The sequence below is a fragment of the Erwinia sp. L03-1 genome (assembly GCF_058686115.1).
The window spans coordinates 4,466,535-4,484,324 of sequence record NZ_CM178762.1; the positions used below are offsets into that span (position 1 = coordinate 4,466,535).

The window sequence follows — 17,790 nt, forward strand, 5'->3', positions numbered from 1 at the left end:
CATTCAGGATCCCGTGCGGATCCTGAACCGTGAGGCCCCGCCTGCTTTCTGCTTCCGCTTTATGGTACATATCCATAAAGCGGTAAATGACGCCCTGCCGCTCCGCGGATTATTGTGGTGGCCCGAAGCCCCCGATCCGGGCGAAAATAGGCGCAGACTGCCACAGGCGTCGCTGCGTGAATTCTGGGAAAGATGCAGGGGTAAATCCCGCCAGAATTCACGCAGCACTGTTAATAATAAAAGAGGTGTTATGTCGCTTCCGACCATTAACGGTTACACCGCCCCGCTGCCGGCCCAGCCCGACTTCGGGCGGGCGCTGTCGCTGCGTGCTATGGCCACTGCCTACACGGAGCTTCCCCGCTATCTGCTTGCGCCGGAAGTCAGCGCCCTGCTGCACTACGTGACCGACTGGAGCCAGCACGCCCTCATCAACACGCTCTGGAACACCGGCGGACGCCTTAACGAAGTGCTCGCGCTGCGGCGGCGGGACTTTCACCTCAACGATGCGATCCCGCACGTGGTTATCCGCACCGCCAAGCAGCGGCGCGCCGGCAGCGGGCGCCCGAAGAAAGGAAAAAGCCCGAACCGCGTGGTACCGCTCTCCGATCCGGCCTGCGTCGATGAGCTGAGAAGGCTGTTTGCTAGCGTCAGGGAAGAGTTTGAAACCGGGCCCGACGGCGAACGCCGCGCCCAGCCCGTCTGGACCGTATCCGACCGCACGGTACGCAACTGGATCAGCCGTGCCGTGGATGACGCCGCACGTGCCGGCATCCGCCTCAGCATCGACGTGTCGCCGCACACCTTCCGCCACAGCTTTGCCATGCACATGCTCTACAACCACGTTCATCCGAAGGTGGTGCAGTCCTTGCTCGGTCACGAAAAGTTTGAGTCAACGGAGGTCTACACGAAGGTTTTCGCCCTGGACGTGGCCGCCAGCCACCAGGTGCGGTTCAGCCAGGATACCGAAACGTCCCTGCAGCTGCTGCGCGGACTCTCGCAGCCTTTATAAAGGGGTTCTATGCCGGAACCTCAGAAAATTCCGTCACCAAGCTAAAGACTCACATGTTTTGCATGATGTTAAATAAATTACAGGTTATATGACCGATTTCAGCATCAGAATGAGTGTTTTGAACATTGTCACGCAACTGGTCGTTTTGTAACAACCCCGCAGTTACTGGGTGCAGAAAAATCCAGGTTTCCGTCGCAGAACCCCATCTAGCCTCAAACCGACCAAAACACGATAGTTGAAGAGGCACTTCGGCCCACCACCTCATTCTCTGGCAACATCCGGGCGCATGAACGCGCGGGGGATCCCTGTTTTTTACGGAGCCACAACCCCGGATATTACGATCGCAGAGATCAGGCCCGCAGTAGGCACTTACGTAGTTGTGGCGAAGTTTATTTCTCTGAAACCGCTGCGCATCCTCGAAATGTCTGCGCTAGACACGCTCGGTCAGGTCAGCGGAAGCCTGTTCGATTCTGCAATGGAAGAAAAACTTAGTACTGCATCATTTCTGAGAAAGCTGTCCCGCAAGCTGACATTGCCTGTGGCAGGAAACGCAGATAATGAGTATCTGATCACTCAGGCGGCGGCAGAGTATCTTTCTGTTGCTGTGGCCTGTGAACTCGACGGACTTAGTTTTAAGTCAACACAGCAAGCTGCTGAAAAAATGAAAAATCGAGTTCTTTGAATATTGTTGTATTCAGTAAATCATCATCCGTTCAGGATGCAGATCTTAACGGGAACCGATATGCAGTAAAACTCTTTGAGTACGACTATGACAAAAACGGATCGCACTCATGGCCTGAACCCGTAATTAACAAAATACAACATATTTCCAAAGAGTTATCTGTAAAAAGGAAAAGCGAAAAACAACTAAATGAATGTGCACTTCAACTGGATGCCGGTGAGCTTATTTTTTACAGAATCAAAGGCGTAATGTTCCAAAAAAATGAGTATCCGGTCAAACTTGGCCATCCCATCGATTCAAAAAACTGATACCGGTCATAAGGGGGCAGTTTGGATATAGAGAATTATTTGTATTAGTCGCGACTTGATCTGACATATGGCCTTGAAAGGTTGAGAGTTACCGGTTTTGATATGGGTGTCGAATCCTTATACAAAACACGAGGTAACTCTCATGCTTCATACTACCAATCCCGTCATCAAACACAAAACTGGTTTGCTTAATCTGGCTGAAGAACTCAGCAACGTATCTAAAGCCTGTAAAATCATGGGCGTCTCCCGTGATACATTTTACCGTTATCGTGAACTGGCTGATGAAGGCGGTGTGGATGCGCTGATTAACCGCAGCCGGCGCGCTCCCAATCTCAAAAATCGTACTGACGATGCAACTGAGCAGGCCGTTACTGATTATGCTGTTGCGTTCCCTGCTCATGGCCAACACCGGACCAGCAATGAGCTGCGTAAACAGGGCGTTTTTATCTCAGGAAGTGGCGTCCGTTCTGTCTGGCTGCGCCACAATCTTGAGAATTTCAAAAAGCGCCTTAAAGCACTGGAAGAAAAAGTGGCTCGTGAGGGTATCGAACTGACTGACAGCCAGATTGCCGCACTGGAACGTAAAGCCAGTGATGACGAGGCCTGTGGCGAAATTGAAACCGCTCATCCGGGTTATCTGGGGTCTCAGGACACGTTCTACGTGGGAAACCTGAAAGGTGTTGGACGTATTTATCAGCAGACGTTCGTGGATACCTACTCGAAGGTCGCTCACTGCAAGCTGTATGTCACCAAAACGCCGATTACAGCAGCAGATCTGCTGAATGACCGTGTGCTGCCGTTCTACGCGTCTCAGGGACTACCTATGCTGAGAATATTGACCGACAGAAGCACAGAGTACTGTGGCAAAGTAGAGCAGCATGATTACCAGCTTTATCTGGCAATAAATGATATCGACCACACAAAGACCAAAGCGATGTCGCCGCAGACGAACGGCATCTGCGAACGGTTCCACAGGACGATATTGCAGGAGTTTTATCAAGTAGCATTCCGCAAAAAACTGTATGGCGAACTTGATACATTACAGTCAGATCTTGATGAATGGCTGGTTCACTATAATAATGAGCGAACCCATCAGGGGAAAATGTGCTGTGGCCGGACGCCAATGGAAACGTTACTTGATGGAAAACACATCTGGGCTGAGAAAAATTTAAACCAGATGTAATCTGACGGACACCTGTATAAATAACCGATAATTGTCAGATCAGGTCTGAGCTAATACAAATTATTGTACGATAGGGTGTACTCCCGCGCTAAAAGCGTTTGGCGTGCATTTTGTGCAATCGGATAACCTAAATGCGTGTCATTTTCAGAAAATGACTGCACGGAATGTCAGCAGTCAATAACACTACGGATAACAGAGCGTCATCGTGTTCTTGCCGCATTCCAGAAGGCATGGCAAACCAACCGCAATCCTAGCCACCAAGCATAGATAGCCTCAATTGACTGGCAATCAGTATCATTCAGCAGACCATGAGCCAGCTTGTTGCGCAGATTCGGGCCCATGGCCGTGCAATACAACGCTTTGATTTCGAATACCAGATCTTTTCCAAAGACCTTTTCTGCCTCTGGCTGATCAATGAGCGTACTGATTCCGTTTTCAGTCTGAACTCCATGCTCGTCGAGATGAGTAGTGCGCGCGCCCGCATGTTTGAGGTGATAGCGCACCATATTCTCGACTTGCGGCACCAGCAGGTGCAACGCGGTGACAAAGTCATGGTTAAAGCCTGCAAACAGCGCTTTGCCGAACAAACGCTCCCTACCAATTGGGACAATTGGGGATCGACTGGCAAGCTCGATCAGGTCGGCTTCTCGCAAGCGGTGTTCCAGTAGAAGCGAACCCAACGCTGGCCAGATAAATGCATTGACGTAGAAGTTTAACCACGCACGGTACATCCTCGTCATTTCCCAGAAAACACGTGCTCTGTTTGCCTCGTCTACAAGGTCGGCATTGGTGTCCAGGCAGGGGATTCGGGCAATGACCCGTCCATTTTCGGCTAGCACGGTCACCGGGAAAATATGCATAAGAGATGGCTGTTTGAGTTGCGCCACAATCTGCTGCCACAAATCCTGATACTTGAACGGCGTAAGGACGATACGAGAGAAAGCTTGTAGCGCCTCGGTAAGTGTTTTGTTCTGTACGGCCTGACTAGCCCACACCATCTGTTCGCGAAAATCCACCTCGGGAAAGGGAATTTCCCCCAGGTCTCCCAACGATTTTTCGCCAGCCTCATCCATCTGCTTCCGAAGTGCGGTGATCCGCACCTCAATGCAAAGTGCCTGGCGTTGTTGCCGTGAAATGGTGCGATACGTCTGAATGGCTTGTTCGTAGAAGCTGGCCGCAGCACCATAGCTGGGATGAGGTGTTTGGATACGTGACCTCCCTTCCCGAACGTAGCATTCCGCGACCTGCACCGTCATGGCTGCAGCCTCTGCTTTATCGTCGGCGATACCAAACCAGATCGCCGCGTGCCTGAACAGCCGCCCTGCGGTCATGATTTGCACTTGCTCGGTATCGGTATCGTAGTCGCGTGCCAAAGTCGCCAGTTTGTTTGCAACTTCTGCGGACTGTTCCATTTCCAGTCCAACCCACTGCAACAGATCCGACACTTTCCATGCCAACCAACCTTCCGACTTTGTCAAGGTATGCAAGGCATGTAGGAGCGGCTGCCTGGTATCATCTAGCTTATCGGCTGCCCCTTTACCAAGCATCTTAACCAAGGTGATTGCCCGCTCCCAACATGCTTGCCAGTCATTCTGCAAAATTTCCGTATTTATTGGAATCCGCTGATAGTTATCAATCGCGTCCAGTGCCATGCAAACGGCTTTTGTATCATTCGATTTATACTTCCGTACCCATAGCAGGTCCGCCAAGCGAGCCTTGAGCCACGAATTGTCTGTGGACCTAACTACCTGAGCAAAAAAATCAAGGTCCGCTTCTATAAAATCATCCGGCCCGGCCGTTCGCCAGCCAAGATGGGTGATGGTAGATGCAAATGGTTGCTGCCGATTGTCAGGGCTGGACAGCAGACGCATGGCACACGCATCAGCCAAAAGCCAAAGCGCCTTGCCAGGCCCGTTCATTTTCGCTTCCACGGCAAGTTCAGCGGCCCTGGAAAAGGCGCGCCATAGTGGCTCGTAGCCAGCCTCGGCAGTGTCAGCAAGAATGCTTTGCCAGCCGCAATCAGCAAAATCCTGCGCTGTTACTTCCAGGTCAGACGGGTAACGTTGCATGTTTATTTTCTCTAATTTTTTTTAGACAGATTTTTTGTGGCGATAGCTCAATTACGATTGAGCAACTTCACACCATCAGGGCGTAGCTCACATCTCGGTGACACATGCCGGTATAACGTCTGCCTGGTAATGCCAAGTTCCTGACAGAGGTCACCGACCTTGGTTTCCGACTGCCCCATGGCCGCCATAGCAGACGCAACTTGGCCGCTGTCATCTTGAATGGTCGACCGCCGCTACGCCCTCGCGCACGGGCACGGGCAGAGTCAGGTCATGCACGGTGTTGATGAGATGACGCAGGCTTCGACCGAGACGGTCGAGCTTCCATACCATCAATGGGGTTCTATGCCTGAACCGCCGAAATTTCCGGCATCAGGAATCAGACGGCTTTTTGAGAATATTTCCTTGTGCTGACGTATACGATTATGGTGCCATTAATGAGAATTTCTTCGTACCAGCTATATGAGACGTTGCAATCAGTTATTTTTCGTACTGAATGCCGGTTTATCTGCTGTCCGGTTAACGACGGTCTTACGTACAGGATGCCGAACGCCAAAATTATGCTTCACGGAAATTTCGGTGGTTCCGGCAAACAGCCCCAATATCGACAGCCACCACTCTCTGAAGAACCGCCTCAAGCAGATAAAGCGCTGGGTCGTCAGTACTGACCTGCGCGCAGAGAAACAGCACGTTACCTGCGACATTGAGCGCGCGCTTGACGGACACGCTGACAAGCTGAGTGATGTACCCGACGAAGAACCCGATGGATGACTATCAGGCCAGAGACATACACCACGGTGATCTGGATATCCTGGCGTTATATAATCAGTTTCATCTCGACGTTGATACGGTCTCGACAAAGGTCAATGCGTACACGCTCAGGCTGGTCAATCCGCAGAACCCTTACGGCCCCCTATGCGAGGCCGGGAACGCAGAAGCAGATGTCCTTTGTCAGCCGGATATTCCTGTCCCCCTGCGAATGATCAGGGACGGGATTTGTGCAGCGGTGCCGCATGATGAGTCCATTCAGTAAGGAGCGGGGTGATGTCTTCTTCACACTCGCCGGTTCCACCTGTTTCAGAGGTCCGTTTATCTATCATTTCCTGCATCACCGGATAGTGACCGCAAAGTTCAAATGACCCCGCACCACCCGTTTCGCCAAAGATATCGCGCCAGATAAAGTAAAAGACCAGCGTCGGCTTATTGGCAATACGTGCAGCCGGATAGCGATAGCGCGTTTCTTCAAATGCGGCGTCAGTGACCCTGTCTGCCAGGGTATCAAGCAGCGCCAGGATGCCGCTGCCGTGATCGAAGGCCAGTTTTACCCGCTGCAGAATGTTTTCGGGCAGTAAATCCCGGCAGGCTTCGCGCAGTAACCATTTTTCGGTCGGTCGCTGGCTGCTTTTCTGAATCAGACCTGACGCGGGGAGGTTAACAGCATATTCCACCAGCAGCGGATCCAGAAAAGGCACACGGGCTTCGACACTGCAGGCCATAGTTGCGCGATCCAAACGTCGGCATTCTGTCTTGTGGAGATGACCCAGCAATTGTTTGAGCTGGCCGGAAAGGCGGGCGGGTGGAACGCGACGCAGCAGCCCGTAGCCAGCAAATATCTCGTCTGCGCCTTCGCCCGATAATATGACCTTTATCCCCTCCTCTGCCGCAGCCTGGGCCAGTTGCATTGTCATCAGCCCCTCCAGCACCATCACCGAATTGTATGACTCAGTGACCTGAACCGCACGCCGGAGCTGCGCCAAAGCCTGCGTCACGGTAAAACTACACTCGACAAGCCTTATACCGAGATGACTGGCGACCTGACGCGCGGCGATGGTGTCCGGTGAACCCGGCATACCAATGGTAAAGGCCACCAGATCCTGCCGGTGACGTGCCGCCAGGGCAGCAATAATACTTGAATCCAGTCCGCCGGACAGAAATACGCCGAATTTCACCTGGGGATCGGCCTGCATGTGTTTTTCCACCGACGCTTCGAGCAGCGCGCGCACGAGGCGTGTATCGGGCACAGAGCGACGCTGGCTCATGTTAATATCAAACCAGGGACGAATCCCCTCAGACGTTGCCATCCAGCCCGGCGGGAGTTCTTTAATCAGTGCAGCATCTTCGCTGAGCGCCTGCAGTGCCTTAATTTCAGAAGCAAAGAACCAGGCCCCATCCCGTTGAAGATAGTAAAGCGGTTTTATGCCAAATCTGTCCCTGGCGGCAAGAAAGTCCTGTCTGTGCTGGTCATAAATAAAAAAAGCGAACATGCCATCCAGCCGGGGAAGTAGCTCAGCACCATACTGATGATAAAGATGAGCAATGACTTCTACATCAGACCCTGAACTGAAAATGACGTCATTTTCCAGGTCTGCGCGTAACGCGGCATGATTATATATCTGGCCGTTACACACCAGGTGCACCGTGCCGTTTGCAATGTGGAATGGCTGTGAACCCCCTTCTATATCCATGATGCTCAAGCGATTTATGCCAAAAGCGCAGCGTTCAGTCACCGTTGCATGTGTTTCATCCGGCCCCCTGTGCTGGATTTTACTTAACATAAGTTCAACCTGGCCCGCGTCACTGGTTCCGTACAGTGCTGCAATTCCACACATGTCATGCTCCTGATGGTAATGATTTCAGCCTATCCAGGCGGCGACGCATCCCGTCGTGGGACGACGGAGCCGCTCCTTAAACTGAGTGAAATAGGGGGTAATTCCGTTCCATCAGTAATATTGATGGTCATTCTAAGTACCTGAAAGGCTGGCGAGGAACGGGTGGGTAAGATAACTGCCCAGCCTCAGAAAGCGGTGCGGCCTCACGGAGGAAATAGTGTCATTGTAGTGGCACGCTGAATTCAACACCACCCGCCAGGCGATACTCAGGATTAAAGTGGCAATGGAGGATGCTAATGTTCAGCCATAATCTGCTCTTACAGGGCCTGTGTGCTTTGTGCCGGGTGCGGAGTGCAAATAGCGTATTTGAGACCATTCCATACAAAATTGGGACGAAACTGGAGTGCCCGCCAGAAGACTGTAGGTTTTATTGAAAGTGACGCAGAAGCCTGCGGAAAATTGTCGGGTTTTGCTCAAAGCACTGTTGTAGGGTTTTACTCACAGCACTACAGGAGCCTGAGAGGTGGATAATCCCTGCGGTTGACGGGCATTCCGCAGCGCTGCGGCGGAGACGGAGGGCCGGGCGAGGGCAGCAGGGATGCTGCTCTCAGGGAGCGGCGGGCAGGGATTATCTACCGGCACAGCAGATATTACCGCCTGCACAACTCACCAACGAGCGCAGGGATTATCTACCGGCACAGCAGATATCGCAGCCCCTACAGCGCATTACTCAAGCGTTGGATTCATATGACGTAAATCGTACGGGGTTATCTGGTAAACGTAATAATTCAGCCAGTTCAAAAACAACAGATTCCCATGGCTGCGCCAGCTGAACCGCGGTGGCAGCGTCGGATCATCCTGCGGGAAATAATTATAAGGGACTTCCGGGTTCAGGCCCGCCTCATAATCGCGGTGAAACTCACCTGCCAGCGTCAGCGCATCGTATTCGGGGTGACCGGTGACAAAAGCCAGACGCTTATCCTTACTGGCAAACAGATAGGCCCCGGTCTGCTCAGACTCGGCAAAAATATCCAGATCGGTGTAATCACGCAGCAGCTGAGTGGGGAAATCTGCATAGCGCGAATGCGGGGCCAGAAAAGTATCATCAAACCCCCGCGTCAGCAGCGCGTGCGGGTGCAAAATTTGGTGCTCGTAAACGCCTGACAGCTTGGTTTCCCGCGTTTGCTTAGGAATGCCATACAGAATATTCAGCGCCGCCTGAACCGCCCAGCAGACAAATAGCGTTGAGGTCACGTGCTCTTTCGCCCAGTGTAGCACCCGCTGGATCTGCGGCCAGTACGCCACATCGTTAAAATCGACCAGCCCCAGCGGAGCGCCCGTCACGATCAAACCATCATAGTTATCGTGCTGTATATCTTCAAAATTACAGTAGAAGTTATTCAGATGCTCCATCGGCGTATTGCGCGACTCGCGGCTGTCGATGCGCAACAGTTGAATATCGATCTGCAAAGGAGAATTGGAAAGCAGACGCAAAAATTGATTTTCCGTCTCAATCTTTTTCGGCATCAGGTTCAGCACCAGTACCTTCAGCGGACGGATTTCCTGAATACTGGCACGCGATGAGGTCATGACAAAAACATTCTCATTACGCAGAAAATTCACCGCTGGTAATTCATCGGGTACCCTGATTGGCATAACCTACTTCCTCAACTCACCATTTATACGTTTAGACATCCAGACAGCCAAAGATAACGTGGCGGCCAGAGAAAGTCGAGTGCTCATCCGGAAGTTGAGAATCTTTCATCTCCCTCAGTTAAAAAGCTCCACAAAGGGCAGTATCACCGGAGCCTCCGTGCTGGCATGACGGTAAAGTAGCCAGGTCCGGCTCTTAACGGGTTCCCCCGCGACCACAATCGGCATCCTGCACAGGGTATCGGGCAGCGGACGGTAGCTGGAAATAATCGCATAGCCCAGCCCCTCTTCCACCATCGCCAGGCAGACCTCCAGCTTATCCACCCGCATAGTTACGTAGGGTGCCTGCGAATAGCTCGCATTCCACCATCGCTCTATCAGTCCGGTGGTATGCCCGCCATGGTTAATTTTTATTTGCGGCAGCCGCGGAAGCTGCGTGAGATCGACCGGCCCCCGACTAATCAGATAGAAATCATCTTCATCGACCAGCCGCCTGCCCTCTTTCCAGCCGTAGTCATCTTTTACCAGCGCCAGATGGATCTCTCCACGCTGGAGCTTCAGGAAGATCTCTTCACTCAGGCCGCTCTCCAGCCTGACGCTGATATCGGGGTGACGTTCGCTAAACATGGATAGCAACGCCGGCAGGCGCCAGGCGGCAAAATTACTCGATGCGCCAATACGCAGCTCTCCCTGTTGAGGGCCGTCCAGCCTTTGCAGCGTGTTCCTGAGCTGCTGAAACTGACTGATAACGGTTTCGGCATGTTGGGCCAGATAGCGCCCCTGAGCCGTAAAGGGCAAACCCCGCCCGCTCTCTTCAAAAAGTCGGATATTGAGTTTTCGCTCGATCTGTCTGAGACGATAGCTCAGAGCGGGCTGCGAGGTAAAAAGCTCCCCGGCTGCCCGGGTGATATTTTTATACTGCCAGACGGTACGAATAATTAACCAGTCTTTCTCATTCATGATGCTTCCCCCCGCTGACTTCTGACCTCCATAAAATAATTTTTAGCCTGGAGACGCAAGTGATAAAAAAGCTCAATTGGGAATTGACTGTAAAAAAGCCTATATCTGTATAACTGACTGGTTTTACAGAATTTACACGCACCGCATTGGGGAAGAAACATGCCTGAACGCACCATTAGCGCGCAGAAGGATAAAATTATTAGTGCCGTCGACGCGGCTGGCGATAGGCTGCACAGCCTGGCCCTGAGCCTGCATAAGAACCCGGAACTGAGCTTTCAGGAGCACCGTTCTGCTGGCGAACTTATCGCTCCCCTGCGTGAAGCGGGATTCACCATTGAAACCGGAACGGCCGGGCTGGAAACGGCCTTTCGGGCCCGCTGGCAAAAGGGTGTTGGCGGCCCTTCTATCGCTTTACTCGCCGAATATGATGCGCTGCCGGAGCTGGGCCATGCCTGTGGTCATAACCTGATCGGTACCGCCTCGGTAGCGGCCGCGCTGGCGCTCAAAGCTGCTGACGTCGACTTTACGGGCCGCATTGAGGTAATTGGCACGCCTGCGGAGGAAGACGGGGGCGGCAAAATTATCATGGTTGAGAAAGGCGTTTTTGAAGATATTGATGCGGTGATGATGTTTCACCCGCGTGAAAAAAACATGGTGGTGCGCGGTGCGCTGGCCTGTTACGACGCGACCTTTAAGTTCTTTGGTAAGGCGGCTCATGCTGCCTCGGCACCGCAGCTGGGCGTTAGCGCGCTGGATGCGGTGATCCACAGCTTTAACGGTATTAACGCACTGCGTCAGTTCTTTACCGATGATGTTCGCGTGCACGGTGTTATCACCCACGGCGGCAGCGCAGCAAATATTGTTCCCGCCTATGCTGAAGCAAAATTTATCCTGCGCGCCGCAACGGTCGGCGGGCTGACAGAGGTGCGTCGTAAAGTCTATGCCGCGGTGACCGGCGCCGCTGAAATGACCGGTGCGCGGGTAGAAATTGAGGAAGGGCTGGTTTATGCCGAGCGCAATAATAATCTGGCGCTGGCAGCCAGCTTCACCCGTAATCTTGCGCTGCTGGGCGTAGAGAGTAACGATCCGCCCGCGGGCGGCGGCGTGGGCTCGTCGGATATTGGCAACGTGAGTCAGGTCACTGCGGCAATCCACCCCTATTTGCGCATCGGCGATGTTACGCCGCATACGCCGGAATTTGCCGTCGCTGCGGGATCCCCGGCAGGCCTGGCGACCATGATGACCGCAGCCAAAGCGCTGGCCATGACGACATTCGATCTTTGTCATGATGCAGATACGCTACGAGCGGTAAGAGATGAATTTACGCAATGGCAGTCACAAACGAATGCGGCAGGAGAAAAGTCATGATCACATCCCGAATAGTCATGCTGGCCGCACTGGCCCTGAGTTGTTCGTCCGCGATGGCAGCAGGTGAAACGCTTCGCGTCGGCGCCGATCTCACCTACCCGCCTTTTCAGTTCCGCGATGTCAACGGCAAGCCAACCGGCTTTGAAATCGATATTACCAATGCCGTATGCAAAGCCGTAGAGGTGAAGTGCGAATACGTGGTTAGCAGCTTTGATGCTGAGATCCCCTCGCTGCTGGCGAAGAAGGTTGATTTTATCTCACCGCTGGGTGCTACCCTGAAGAGGAAAAAATCGATCGACTTCAGTGATTTCATCTTCCACATCCCCTCTCAGCTGGTTGCCCGTAAAGGGGTGAATCTGCTGCCTGCCCCAGAGTCGCTTAAAGGCAAAAACATTGCCGTACAGCAGGGTTCGATTCAGGAGATGTATGCGAATAAATACTGGGCGCCAGCCGGTGTCGTGGTCAAGACCTATCCTGACCAGGATGTGATTTATCAGGATTTAGCGGCGGGCAGGCTCGACGGGTCGCTTGCGCCAGCCGTAGCGGTGACCTTTGGATTTCTGCAAAAGCCTGAAGGGAAGGATTTTACCCTGACCGGGCCGGAAGTGCGTGATGACGTGCTCTTTAGCAGAGGTTCCGCTTACGGCGTTCGCAAGGGGGATGAGAAAACCCTGACCCTGCTCAATCAGGGGCTGGAGAAGATTGTGGCTGATGGAACGTGGGAAAAGATCAAGCAGCACTATTTTGGCGATATCGAGATGAAGGTAACGCCAGTTAAGGCATCCGATGCCGCTCAATAAGTCGGAGAACGCCGCATTTCCTCTCCATTCTGATGCCGATATGGACGAACTGCTACCGTTGATGGAGAGGTTGCTGGATGTTTTTGAGCCTCTGCATCGGCTGTCCGGCAGCATTGATGCAGAGCGTGCAGCGGATAGTCTTATAGAACAGCTTTCCGCACTCGGTCTTTCGCCCCGCCGTGAAATCTGTCCGTTATTGCTGAGCGATCCCGTTCTGGGCACGCTGGAACTGCCCGACTTTCCTCACTGGCAGGCGAGCGCGAAAACGCGCTCCTTTTCTGCTCATTGCCCTGAAGGGATCGCTGGCCCTCTTTATTATGACAGCCGATCGCAGGAGACCCTTCCCGACAGCGAGCTTGCTGCCTGGCAGAATACCGTTCGGGGCAGGATCGTCGTCGCCGATCGCGGCCTGGAGGACTATGTGCAACAGCTATGTCGCGCCGGGGCGCTTGGGCTGGTGCATATCTGGGGCTCGGCAGAAGAAGCACTGCATGAAGAGACCGTAGGCCCCATCCGGGGAACACCTGTCCCCGACGATGGCATACGCTACCCTTCCCTGCCGGTAGTCTGTATCAATCAAAGACAGGGCCGATCGTTACTGGAAATACTTGATTGGCAGGCCCACCCTGTTACCGCACGGTTAGTGACCCGGCTTAATGTACATGTTGCCGACTGTAGCCTGCCTGTTGTCGACATACCCGGTGAGATCGACGAATTTGTGCTGCTTTCCTCTCACTATGACTCATGGCATCAGGGTCTGACGGATAATGCGACGGGTAACGCACTCTGCCTGGCAATGGCTGCCTGGTTTCATCGTTCACTCCGGCCGAAAAGAGGCCTGCGTATCGCCTGGTGGCCGGGCCATTCTAATGCCCGCTATGGCGGATCGACCTGGTATGCCGATCGCTATCGCGAGGAGTTAGAGCAGAAGTGCATTGCACATATCAATGTCGACTCTCCCGGCTGTAAAGATGCGACGGAGGTGGTGGTGAATGCCAGCGGGGCTGAATCATTCGACTTTCTCAACCAGGCGATTATCCACGAAACCGGCACAGCGGCGCGGCGTATCACTCCATTGGGTAAAGGAGGCGATCAGTCGTTTTGGGGATGTGGTATTCCTTTGCATTTCGCCTTTCGCGTGGAGCCGGGCATTCGTACCAGCCACTCTCCGGGAAGCGGTGGAGGATGGTGGTGGCATACCGAAGCCGATACGCGAGATAAAGTGGACAGCCACCTGCTGTTGCGGGACTGTCGGATCCATACGCGGTGGCTTGCACAGCTGCTATATAAAGAGTGCCTGCCGCTGGATCCCGGTGGCTATCTGGCGTGGCTTACAGAGGAACTGGATCGGCTTCAGTCTGCTTTGGATCCGCAGTTTGATCTTTCACCGGTGAGAGACGGATTGCTGGCTTTGCAGCAGCAGGTACAGGATTTGGGCCGGTGGCAGGCTAGCGGGGCACGGCGAGAGGACATAAAGCAGGCGATTGCGCTGTGGCATCGCGTCCGCTATAGCTCAACCGATGACTTTCATTATGATTATAGCTACCACGGTGGTGCCTTTCCCGGCCTACAACTGCTTCGCGATCGGTTTCAGCACACTACCTCAGCCGTCATGTTTTTGATGCTGGCCACCCAGTTTACCCGACAGCGCAGCAGGGCTCTGAGCCTGCTAGTGAAGAGTGGCGAGGTACTGCGTAGTTTCCCGCCCCCATAACGCAAAAAACCCTGACCGTGAGGTCAGGGTTATCGCTTTATTTGATGCCTGGCAGTTCCCTACTCTCGCATGGGGAGACCCCACACTACCATCGGCGCTACGGCGTTTCACTTCTGAGTTCGGCATGGGGTCAGGTGGGACCACCGCGCTACAGCCGCCAGGCAAATCTTGGTGCACGGAACGAATATTTTGCGCTGCTGCTGCACTGGCCGCACCTGCAAACTCAGTCACATACTTCAGTATGCTCCTTCCTTCGCTGCGTTTGCCGCCCTGCTTCAGCACAAACTTTTTCGTTCCCGCTAATCTTTTAAATCACACTCCGCGGAATAAGGTCCGCAGGGCAGATAAAATCTCCTGCTCTGTCCCGCATGCGTAATATGCAGAACAGCTTAATTCTTTCCGGATAAGCTGAAAATTGTCTTTCTGTCTCTCAACGCTCACCAGAACGCTTCTGGTGTTGTAAGGTTAAGCCTCACGGGTCATTAGTACCGGTTAGCTCAACGCATCGCTGCGCTTACACACCCGGCCTATCAACGTCGTAGTCTTCAACGTCCCTTCAGGACCCTTAAAGGGTCAGGGAAGATTCATCTCGAGGCAAGTTTCGCGCTTAGATGCTTTCAGCGCTTATCTTTTCCGCACTTAGCTACCGGGCAATGCCATTGGCATGACAACCCGAACACCAGTGGTGCGTTCACTCCGGTCCTCTCGTACTAGGAGCAACCCCTCTCAATCTTCCAGCGCCCACGGCAGATAGGGACCGAACTGTCTCACGACGTTCTAAACCCAGCTCGCGTACCACTTTAAACGGCGAACAGCCGTACCCTTGGGACCTACTTCAGCCCCAGGATGTGATGAGCCGACATCGAGGTGCCAAACACCGCCGTCGATATGAACTCTTGGGCGGTATCAGCCTGTTATCCCCGGAGTACCTTTTATCCGTTGAGCGATGGCCCTTCCATTCAGAACCACCGGATCACTATGACCTGCTTTCGCACCTGCCCGAGCCGTCACTCTCGCAGTCAAGCCAGCTTATGCCATTGCACTAACCTCACGATGTCCGACCGTGATTAGCTGACCTTCGTGCTCCTCCGTTACTCTTTAGGAGGAGACCGCCCCAGTCAAACTACCCACCAGACACTGTCCCCACGCCAGATTATGGCGCCAGGTTAGAACATCAAACGTTAAAGGGTGGTATTTCAAGGTTGGCTCCACGCAGACTGGCGTCCACGCTTCAAAGCCTCCCACCTATCCTACACATCAAGGCTCAATGTTCAGTGTCAAGCTGTAGTAAAGGTTCACGGGGTCTTTCCGTCTTGCCGCGGGTACACTGCATCTTCACAGCGAGTTCAATTTCACTGAGTCTCGGGTGGAGACAGCCTGGCCATCATTACGCCATTCGTGCAGGTCGGAACTTACCCGACAAGGAATTTCGCTACCTTAGGACCGTTATAGTTACGGCCGCCGTTTACCGGGGCTTCGATCAGGAGCTTCTCTTGCGATAACCCCATCAATTAACCTTCCGGCACCGGGCAGGCGTCACACCGTATACGTCCACTTTCGTGTTTGCACAGTGCTGTGTTTTTAATAAACAGTTGCAGCCAGCTGGTATCTTCGACTGGCTTCAGCTCCGCGAGCAAGTCGCTTCACCTACGCACCAGCGTGCCTTCTCCCGAAGTTACGGCACCATTTTGCCTAGTTCCTTCACCCGAGTTCTCTCAAGCGCCTTGGTATTCTCTACCTGACCACCTGTGTCGGTTTGGGGTACGATTCGTTGTTACCTGATGCTTAGAGGCTTTTCCTGGAAGCAGGGCATTTGTTACTTCAGCACCGTAGTGCCTCGTCATCACGCCTCAGCCTTAAGGCATTCCGGATTTACCTGGAACACCAGCCTACACGCTTAAACCGGGACAACCGTCGCCCGGCTAACATAGCCTTCTCCGTCCCCCCTTCGCAGTAACACCGAGTACAGGAATATTAACCTGTTTCCCATCGACTACGCCTTTCGGCCTCGCCTTAGGGGTCGACTCACCCTGCCCCGATTAACGTTGGACAGGAACCCTTGGTCTTCCGGCGAGCGGGCTTTTCACCCGCTTTATCGTTACTCATGTCAGCATTCGCACTTCTGATACCTCCAGCAGACCTCACAGTCCACCTTCAACGGCTTACAGAACGCTCCCCTACCCAACAACACGTAAGTGTCGCTGCCGCAGCTTCGGTGCATGGTTTAGCCCCGTTACATCTTCCGCGCAGGCCGACTCGACCAGTGAGCTATTACGCTTTCTTTAAATGATGGCTGCTTCTAAGCCAACATCCTGGCTGTCTGTGCCTTCCCACATCGTTTCCCACTTAACCATGACTTTGGGACCTTAGCTGGCGGTCTGGGTTGTTTCCCTCTTCACGACGGACGTTAGCACCCGCCGTGTGTCTCCCGTGATAACATTCTCCGGTATTCGCAGTTTGCATCGGGTTGGTAAGCCGGGATGGCCCCCTAGCCGAAACAGTGCTCTACCCCCGGAGATGAGTTCACGAGGCGCTACCTAAATAGCTTTCGGGGAGAACCAGCTATCTCCCGGTTTGATTGGCCTTTCACCCCCAGCCACAGGTCATCCGCTAATTTTTCAACATTAGTCGGTTCGGTCCTCCAGTTAGTGTTACCCAACCTTCAACCTGCCCATGGCTAGATCACCGGGTTTCGGGTCTATACCCTGCAACTTAACGCCCAGTTAAGACTCGGTTTCCCTGCGGCTCCCCTATACGGTTAACCTTGCTACAGAATATAAGTCGCTGACCCATTATACAAAAGGTACGCAGTCACACCACGAAGGTGCTCCCACTGCTTGTACGTACACGGTTTCAGGTTCTGTTTCACTCCCCTCGCCGGGGTTCTTTTCGCCTTTCCCTCACGGTACTGGTTCACTATCGGTCAGTCAGGAGTATTTAGCCTTGGAGGATGGTCCCCCCATATTCAGACAGGATATCACGTGTCCCGCCCTACTCTTCGAACTCACAGCAAGTGCATCTTTGTGTACGGGAGTGTCACCCTGTACCCTGCGACTTTCCAGACGCTTCCACTGATGCACAAACTGATTCAGGTTCTGGGCTCCTCCCCGTTCGCTCGCCGCTACTGGGGGAATCTCGGTTGATTTCTTTTCCTCGGGGTACTTAGATGTTTCAGTTCCCCCGGTTCGCCTCGCAACACTATGTATTCATGTTGCGATAGTGTGTCGAAACACACTGGGTTTCCCCATTCGGGTATCGCCGGTTGTTGCGGTTCATATCACCTTACCGGCGCTTATCGCAGATTAGCACGCCCTTCATCGCCTCTGACTGCCAGGGCATCCACCGTGTACGCTTAGTCACTTAACCTCACAACCCACAAGCGTCCTTTCTGTCCGTAATGGCTGCGCGTCGTGATGGCGGCGTTGTGCAGTGCTCACA

The 17,790-nt window shown here is 53.4% G+C and carries 13 protein-coding genes, 2 rRNA genes and 1 pseudogene; 9 read left to right on the forward strand and 7 right to left on the reverse strand.

The genetic code is table 11. The annotated features are described in order from the left end of the window. The first annotated feature begins 250 nt into the window (after nucleotides 1-250). The 4 genes from AC4PCC_RS20385 (at nucleotide 251) to AC4PCC_RS20400 (ending at nucleotide 3,182) form a co-directional block, all read left to right on the forward strand. Nucleotides 251-1,009 (forward strand): tyrosine-type recombinase/integrase, encoded by a 759-nt coding sequence (locus tag AC4PCC_RS20385; RefSeq protein ID WP_492125752.1) that lies wholly within the window; start codon nucleotides 251-253, stop codon nucleotides 1,007-1,009. Between the two features lie 286 nt (nucleotides 1,010-1,295). Continuing rightward, entirely contained in the window at nucleotides 1,296-1,691 is a 396-nt protein-coding gene (locus AC4PCC_RS20390; RefSeq protein ID WP_492125753.1) for an RES family NAD+ phosphorylase, read from the forward strand. Then, nucleotides 1,688-1,999, forward strand: coding sequence for a hypothetical protein (locus tag AC4PCC_RS20395; RefSeq protein ID WP_492125754.1), 312 nt, complete (start codon nucleotides 1,688-1,690; stop codon nucleotides 1,997-1,999). The genes AC4PCC_RS20390 and AC4PCC_RS20395 overlap by 4 nt, the downstream gene beginning before the upstream one ends. 142 nt (nucleotides 2,000-2,141) lie before the next feature. Beyond that, nucleotides 2,142-3,182 carry an IS481 family transposase gene (locus tag AC4PCC_RS20400; protein ID WP_492125755.1) on the forward strand — a complete coding sequence of 347 codons (1,041 nt, stop codon included), beginning with the start codon at nucleotides 2,142-2,144 and terminating at the stop codon, nucleotides 3,180-3,182. Between the two features lie 200 nt (nucleotides 3,183-3,382). Here the strand turns inward: AC4PCC_RS20400 and AC4PCC_RS20405 are convergent, their stop codons facing one another. Further along, on the reverse strand, nucleotides 3,383-5,251 hold the full coding sequence (locus AC4PCC_RS20405) for a DUF7380 domain-containing protein (RefSeq protein WP_492125756.1): 1,869 nt from the start codon (nucleotides 5,249-5,251) through the stop codon (nucleotides 3,383-3,385). A 47-nt stretch (nucleotides 5,252-5,298) separates the two neighbouring features. Then, nucleotides 5,299-5,584 (reverse strand): annotated as a pseudogene (locus AC4PCC_RS20410) (recombinase family protein); the annotation flags it as partial. Between the two features lie 243 nt (nucleotides 5,585-5,827). Between AC4PCC_RS20410 and AC4PCC_RS20415 the strand changes: the two are divergent. Continuing rightward, on the forward strand, nucleotides 5,828-6,019 hold the full coding sequence (locus AC4PCC_RS20415; RefSeq protein WP_067710142.1) for a hypothetical protein: 192 nt from the start codon (nucleotides 5,828-5,830) through the stop codon (nucleotides 6,017-6,019). Beyond that, entirely contained in the window at nucleotides 6,012-6,281 is a 270-nt protein-coding gene (locus AC4PCC_RS20420) for a hypothetical protein (protein WP_492125757.1), read from the forward strand. The genes AC4PCC_RS20415 and AC4PCC_RS20420 overlap by 8 nt, the downstream gene beginning before the upstream one ends. Here the strand turns inward: AC4PCC_RS20420 and asnB are convergent. The 3 genes from asnB to AC4PCC_RS20435 all read right to left on the reverse strand — a co-directional run bounded on the left by asnB (nucleotide 6,232) and on the right by AC4PCC_RS20435 (nucleotide 10,470). Beyond that, nucleotides 6,232-7,857, reverse strand: coding sequence for an asparagine synthase (glutamine-hydrolyzing) (gene asnB, locus AC4PCC_RS20425; RefSeq protein ID WP_492125758.1), 1,626 nt, complete (start codon nucleotides 7,855-7,857; stop codon nucleotides 6,232-6,234). The genes AC4PCC_RS20420 and asnB overlap by 50 nt on opposite strands. A gap of 726 nt (nucleotides 7,858-8,583) precedes the next feature. Further along, a complete protein-coding gene (metA, locus tag AC4PCC_RS20430; RefSeq protein ID WP_492125759.1) occupies nucleotides 8,584-9,513 on the reverse strand; it encodes a homoserine O-succinyltransferase MetA in 930 nt (309 codons plus the stop codon). A 114-nt stretch (nucleotides 9,514-9,627) separates the two neighbouring features. Beyond that, nucleotides 9,628-10,470, reverse strand: a complete 843-nt coding sequence (locus AC4PCC_RS20435; RefSeq protein ID WP_492125760.1) for a LysR family transcriptional regulator — start codon at nucleotides 10,468-10,470, stop codon at nucleotides 9,628-9,630. Nucleotides 10,471-10,629: 159 nt separating this feature from the next. Between AC4PCC_RS20435 and AC4PCC_RS20440 the strand changes: the two genes are divergently transcribed. The 3 genes from AC4PCC_RS20440 to AC4PCC_RS20450 are packed head-to-tail and all read left to right on the forward strand — an operon-like array spanning nucleotide 10,630 to nucleotide 14,352. Continuing rightward, nucleotides 10,630-11,838 (forward strand): M20 family metallopeptidase, encoded by a 1,209-nt coding sequence (locus tag AC4PCC_RS20440; RefSeq protein ID WP_492125761.1) that lies wholly within the window; start codon nucleotides 10,630-10,632, stop codon nucleotides 11,836-11,838. Further along, nucleotides 11,835-12,638 carry a transporter substrate-binding domain-containing protein gene (locus AC4PCC_RS20445; protein WP_492125762.1) on the forward strand — a complete coding sequence of 268 codons (804 nt, stop codon included), beginning with the start codon at nucleotides 11,835-11,837 and terminating at the stop codon, nucleotides 12,636-12,638. The genes AC4PCC_RS20440 and AC4PCC_RS20445 overlap by 4 nt, the downstream gene beginning before the upstream one ends. Beyond that, a complete protein-coding gene (locus tag AC4PCC_RS20450) occupies nucleotides 12,625-14,352 on the forward strand; it encodes a M28 family peptidase (RefSeq protein WP_492125763.1) in 1,728 nt (575 codons plus the stop codon). Before AC4PCC_RS20445 ends, AC4PCC_RS20450 begins: the two co-directional genes overlap by 14 nt. Nucleotides 14,353-14,398: 46 nt before the next feature. On the opposite strand, the gene rrf is transcribed toward AC4PCC_RS20450, so the two are convergent. Together rrf and AC4PCC_RS20460 are read right to left on the reverse strand one after the other, a co-directional pair. Further along, nucleotides 14,399-14,514, reverse strand: a 5S ribosomal RNA gene (gene rrf, locus AC4PCC_RS20455). A 299-nt stretch (nucleotides 14,515-14,813) separates the two neighbouring features. After that, nucleotides 14,814-17,718 (reverse strand): 23S ribosomal RNA (locus AC4PCC_RS20460). Nucleotides 17,719-17,790: the final 72 nt, after the last annotated feature.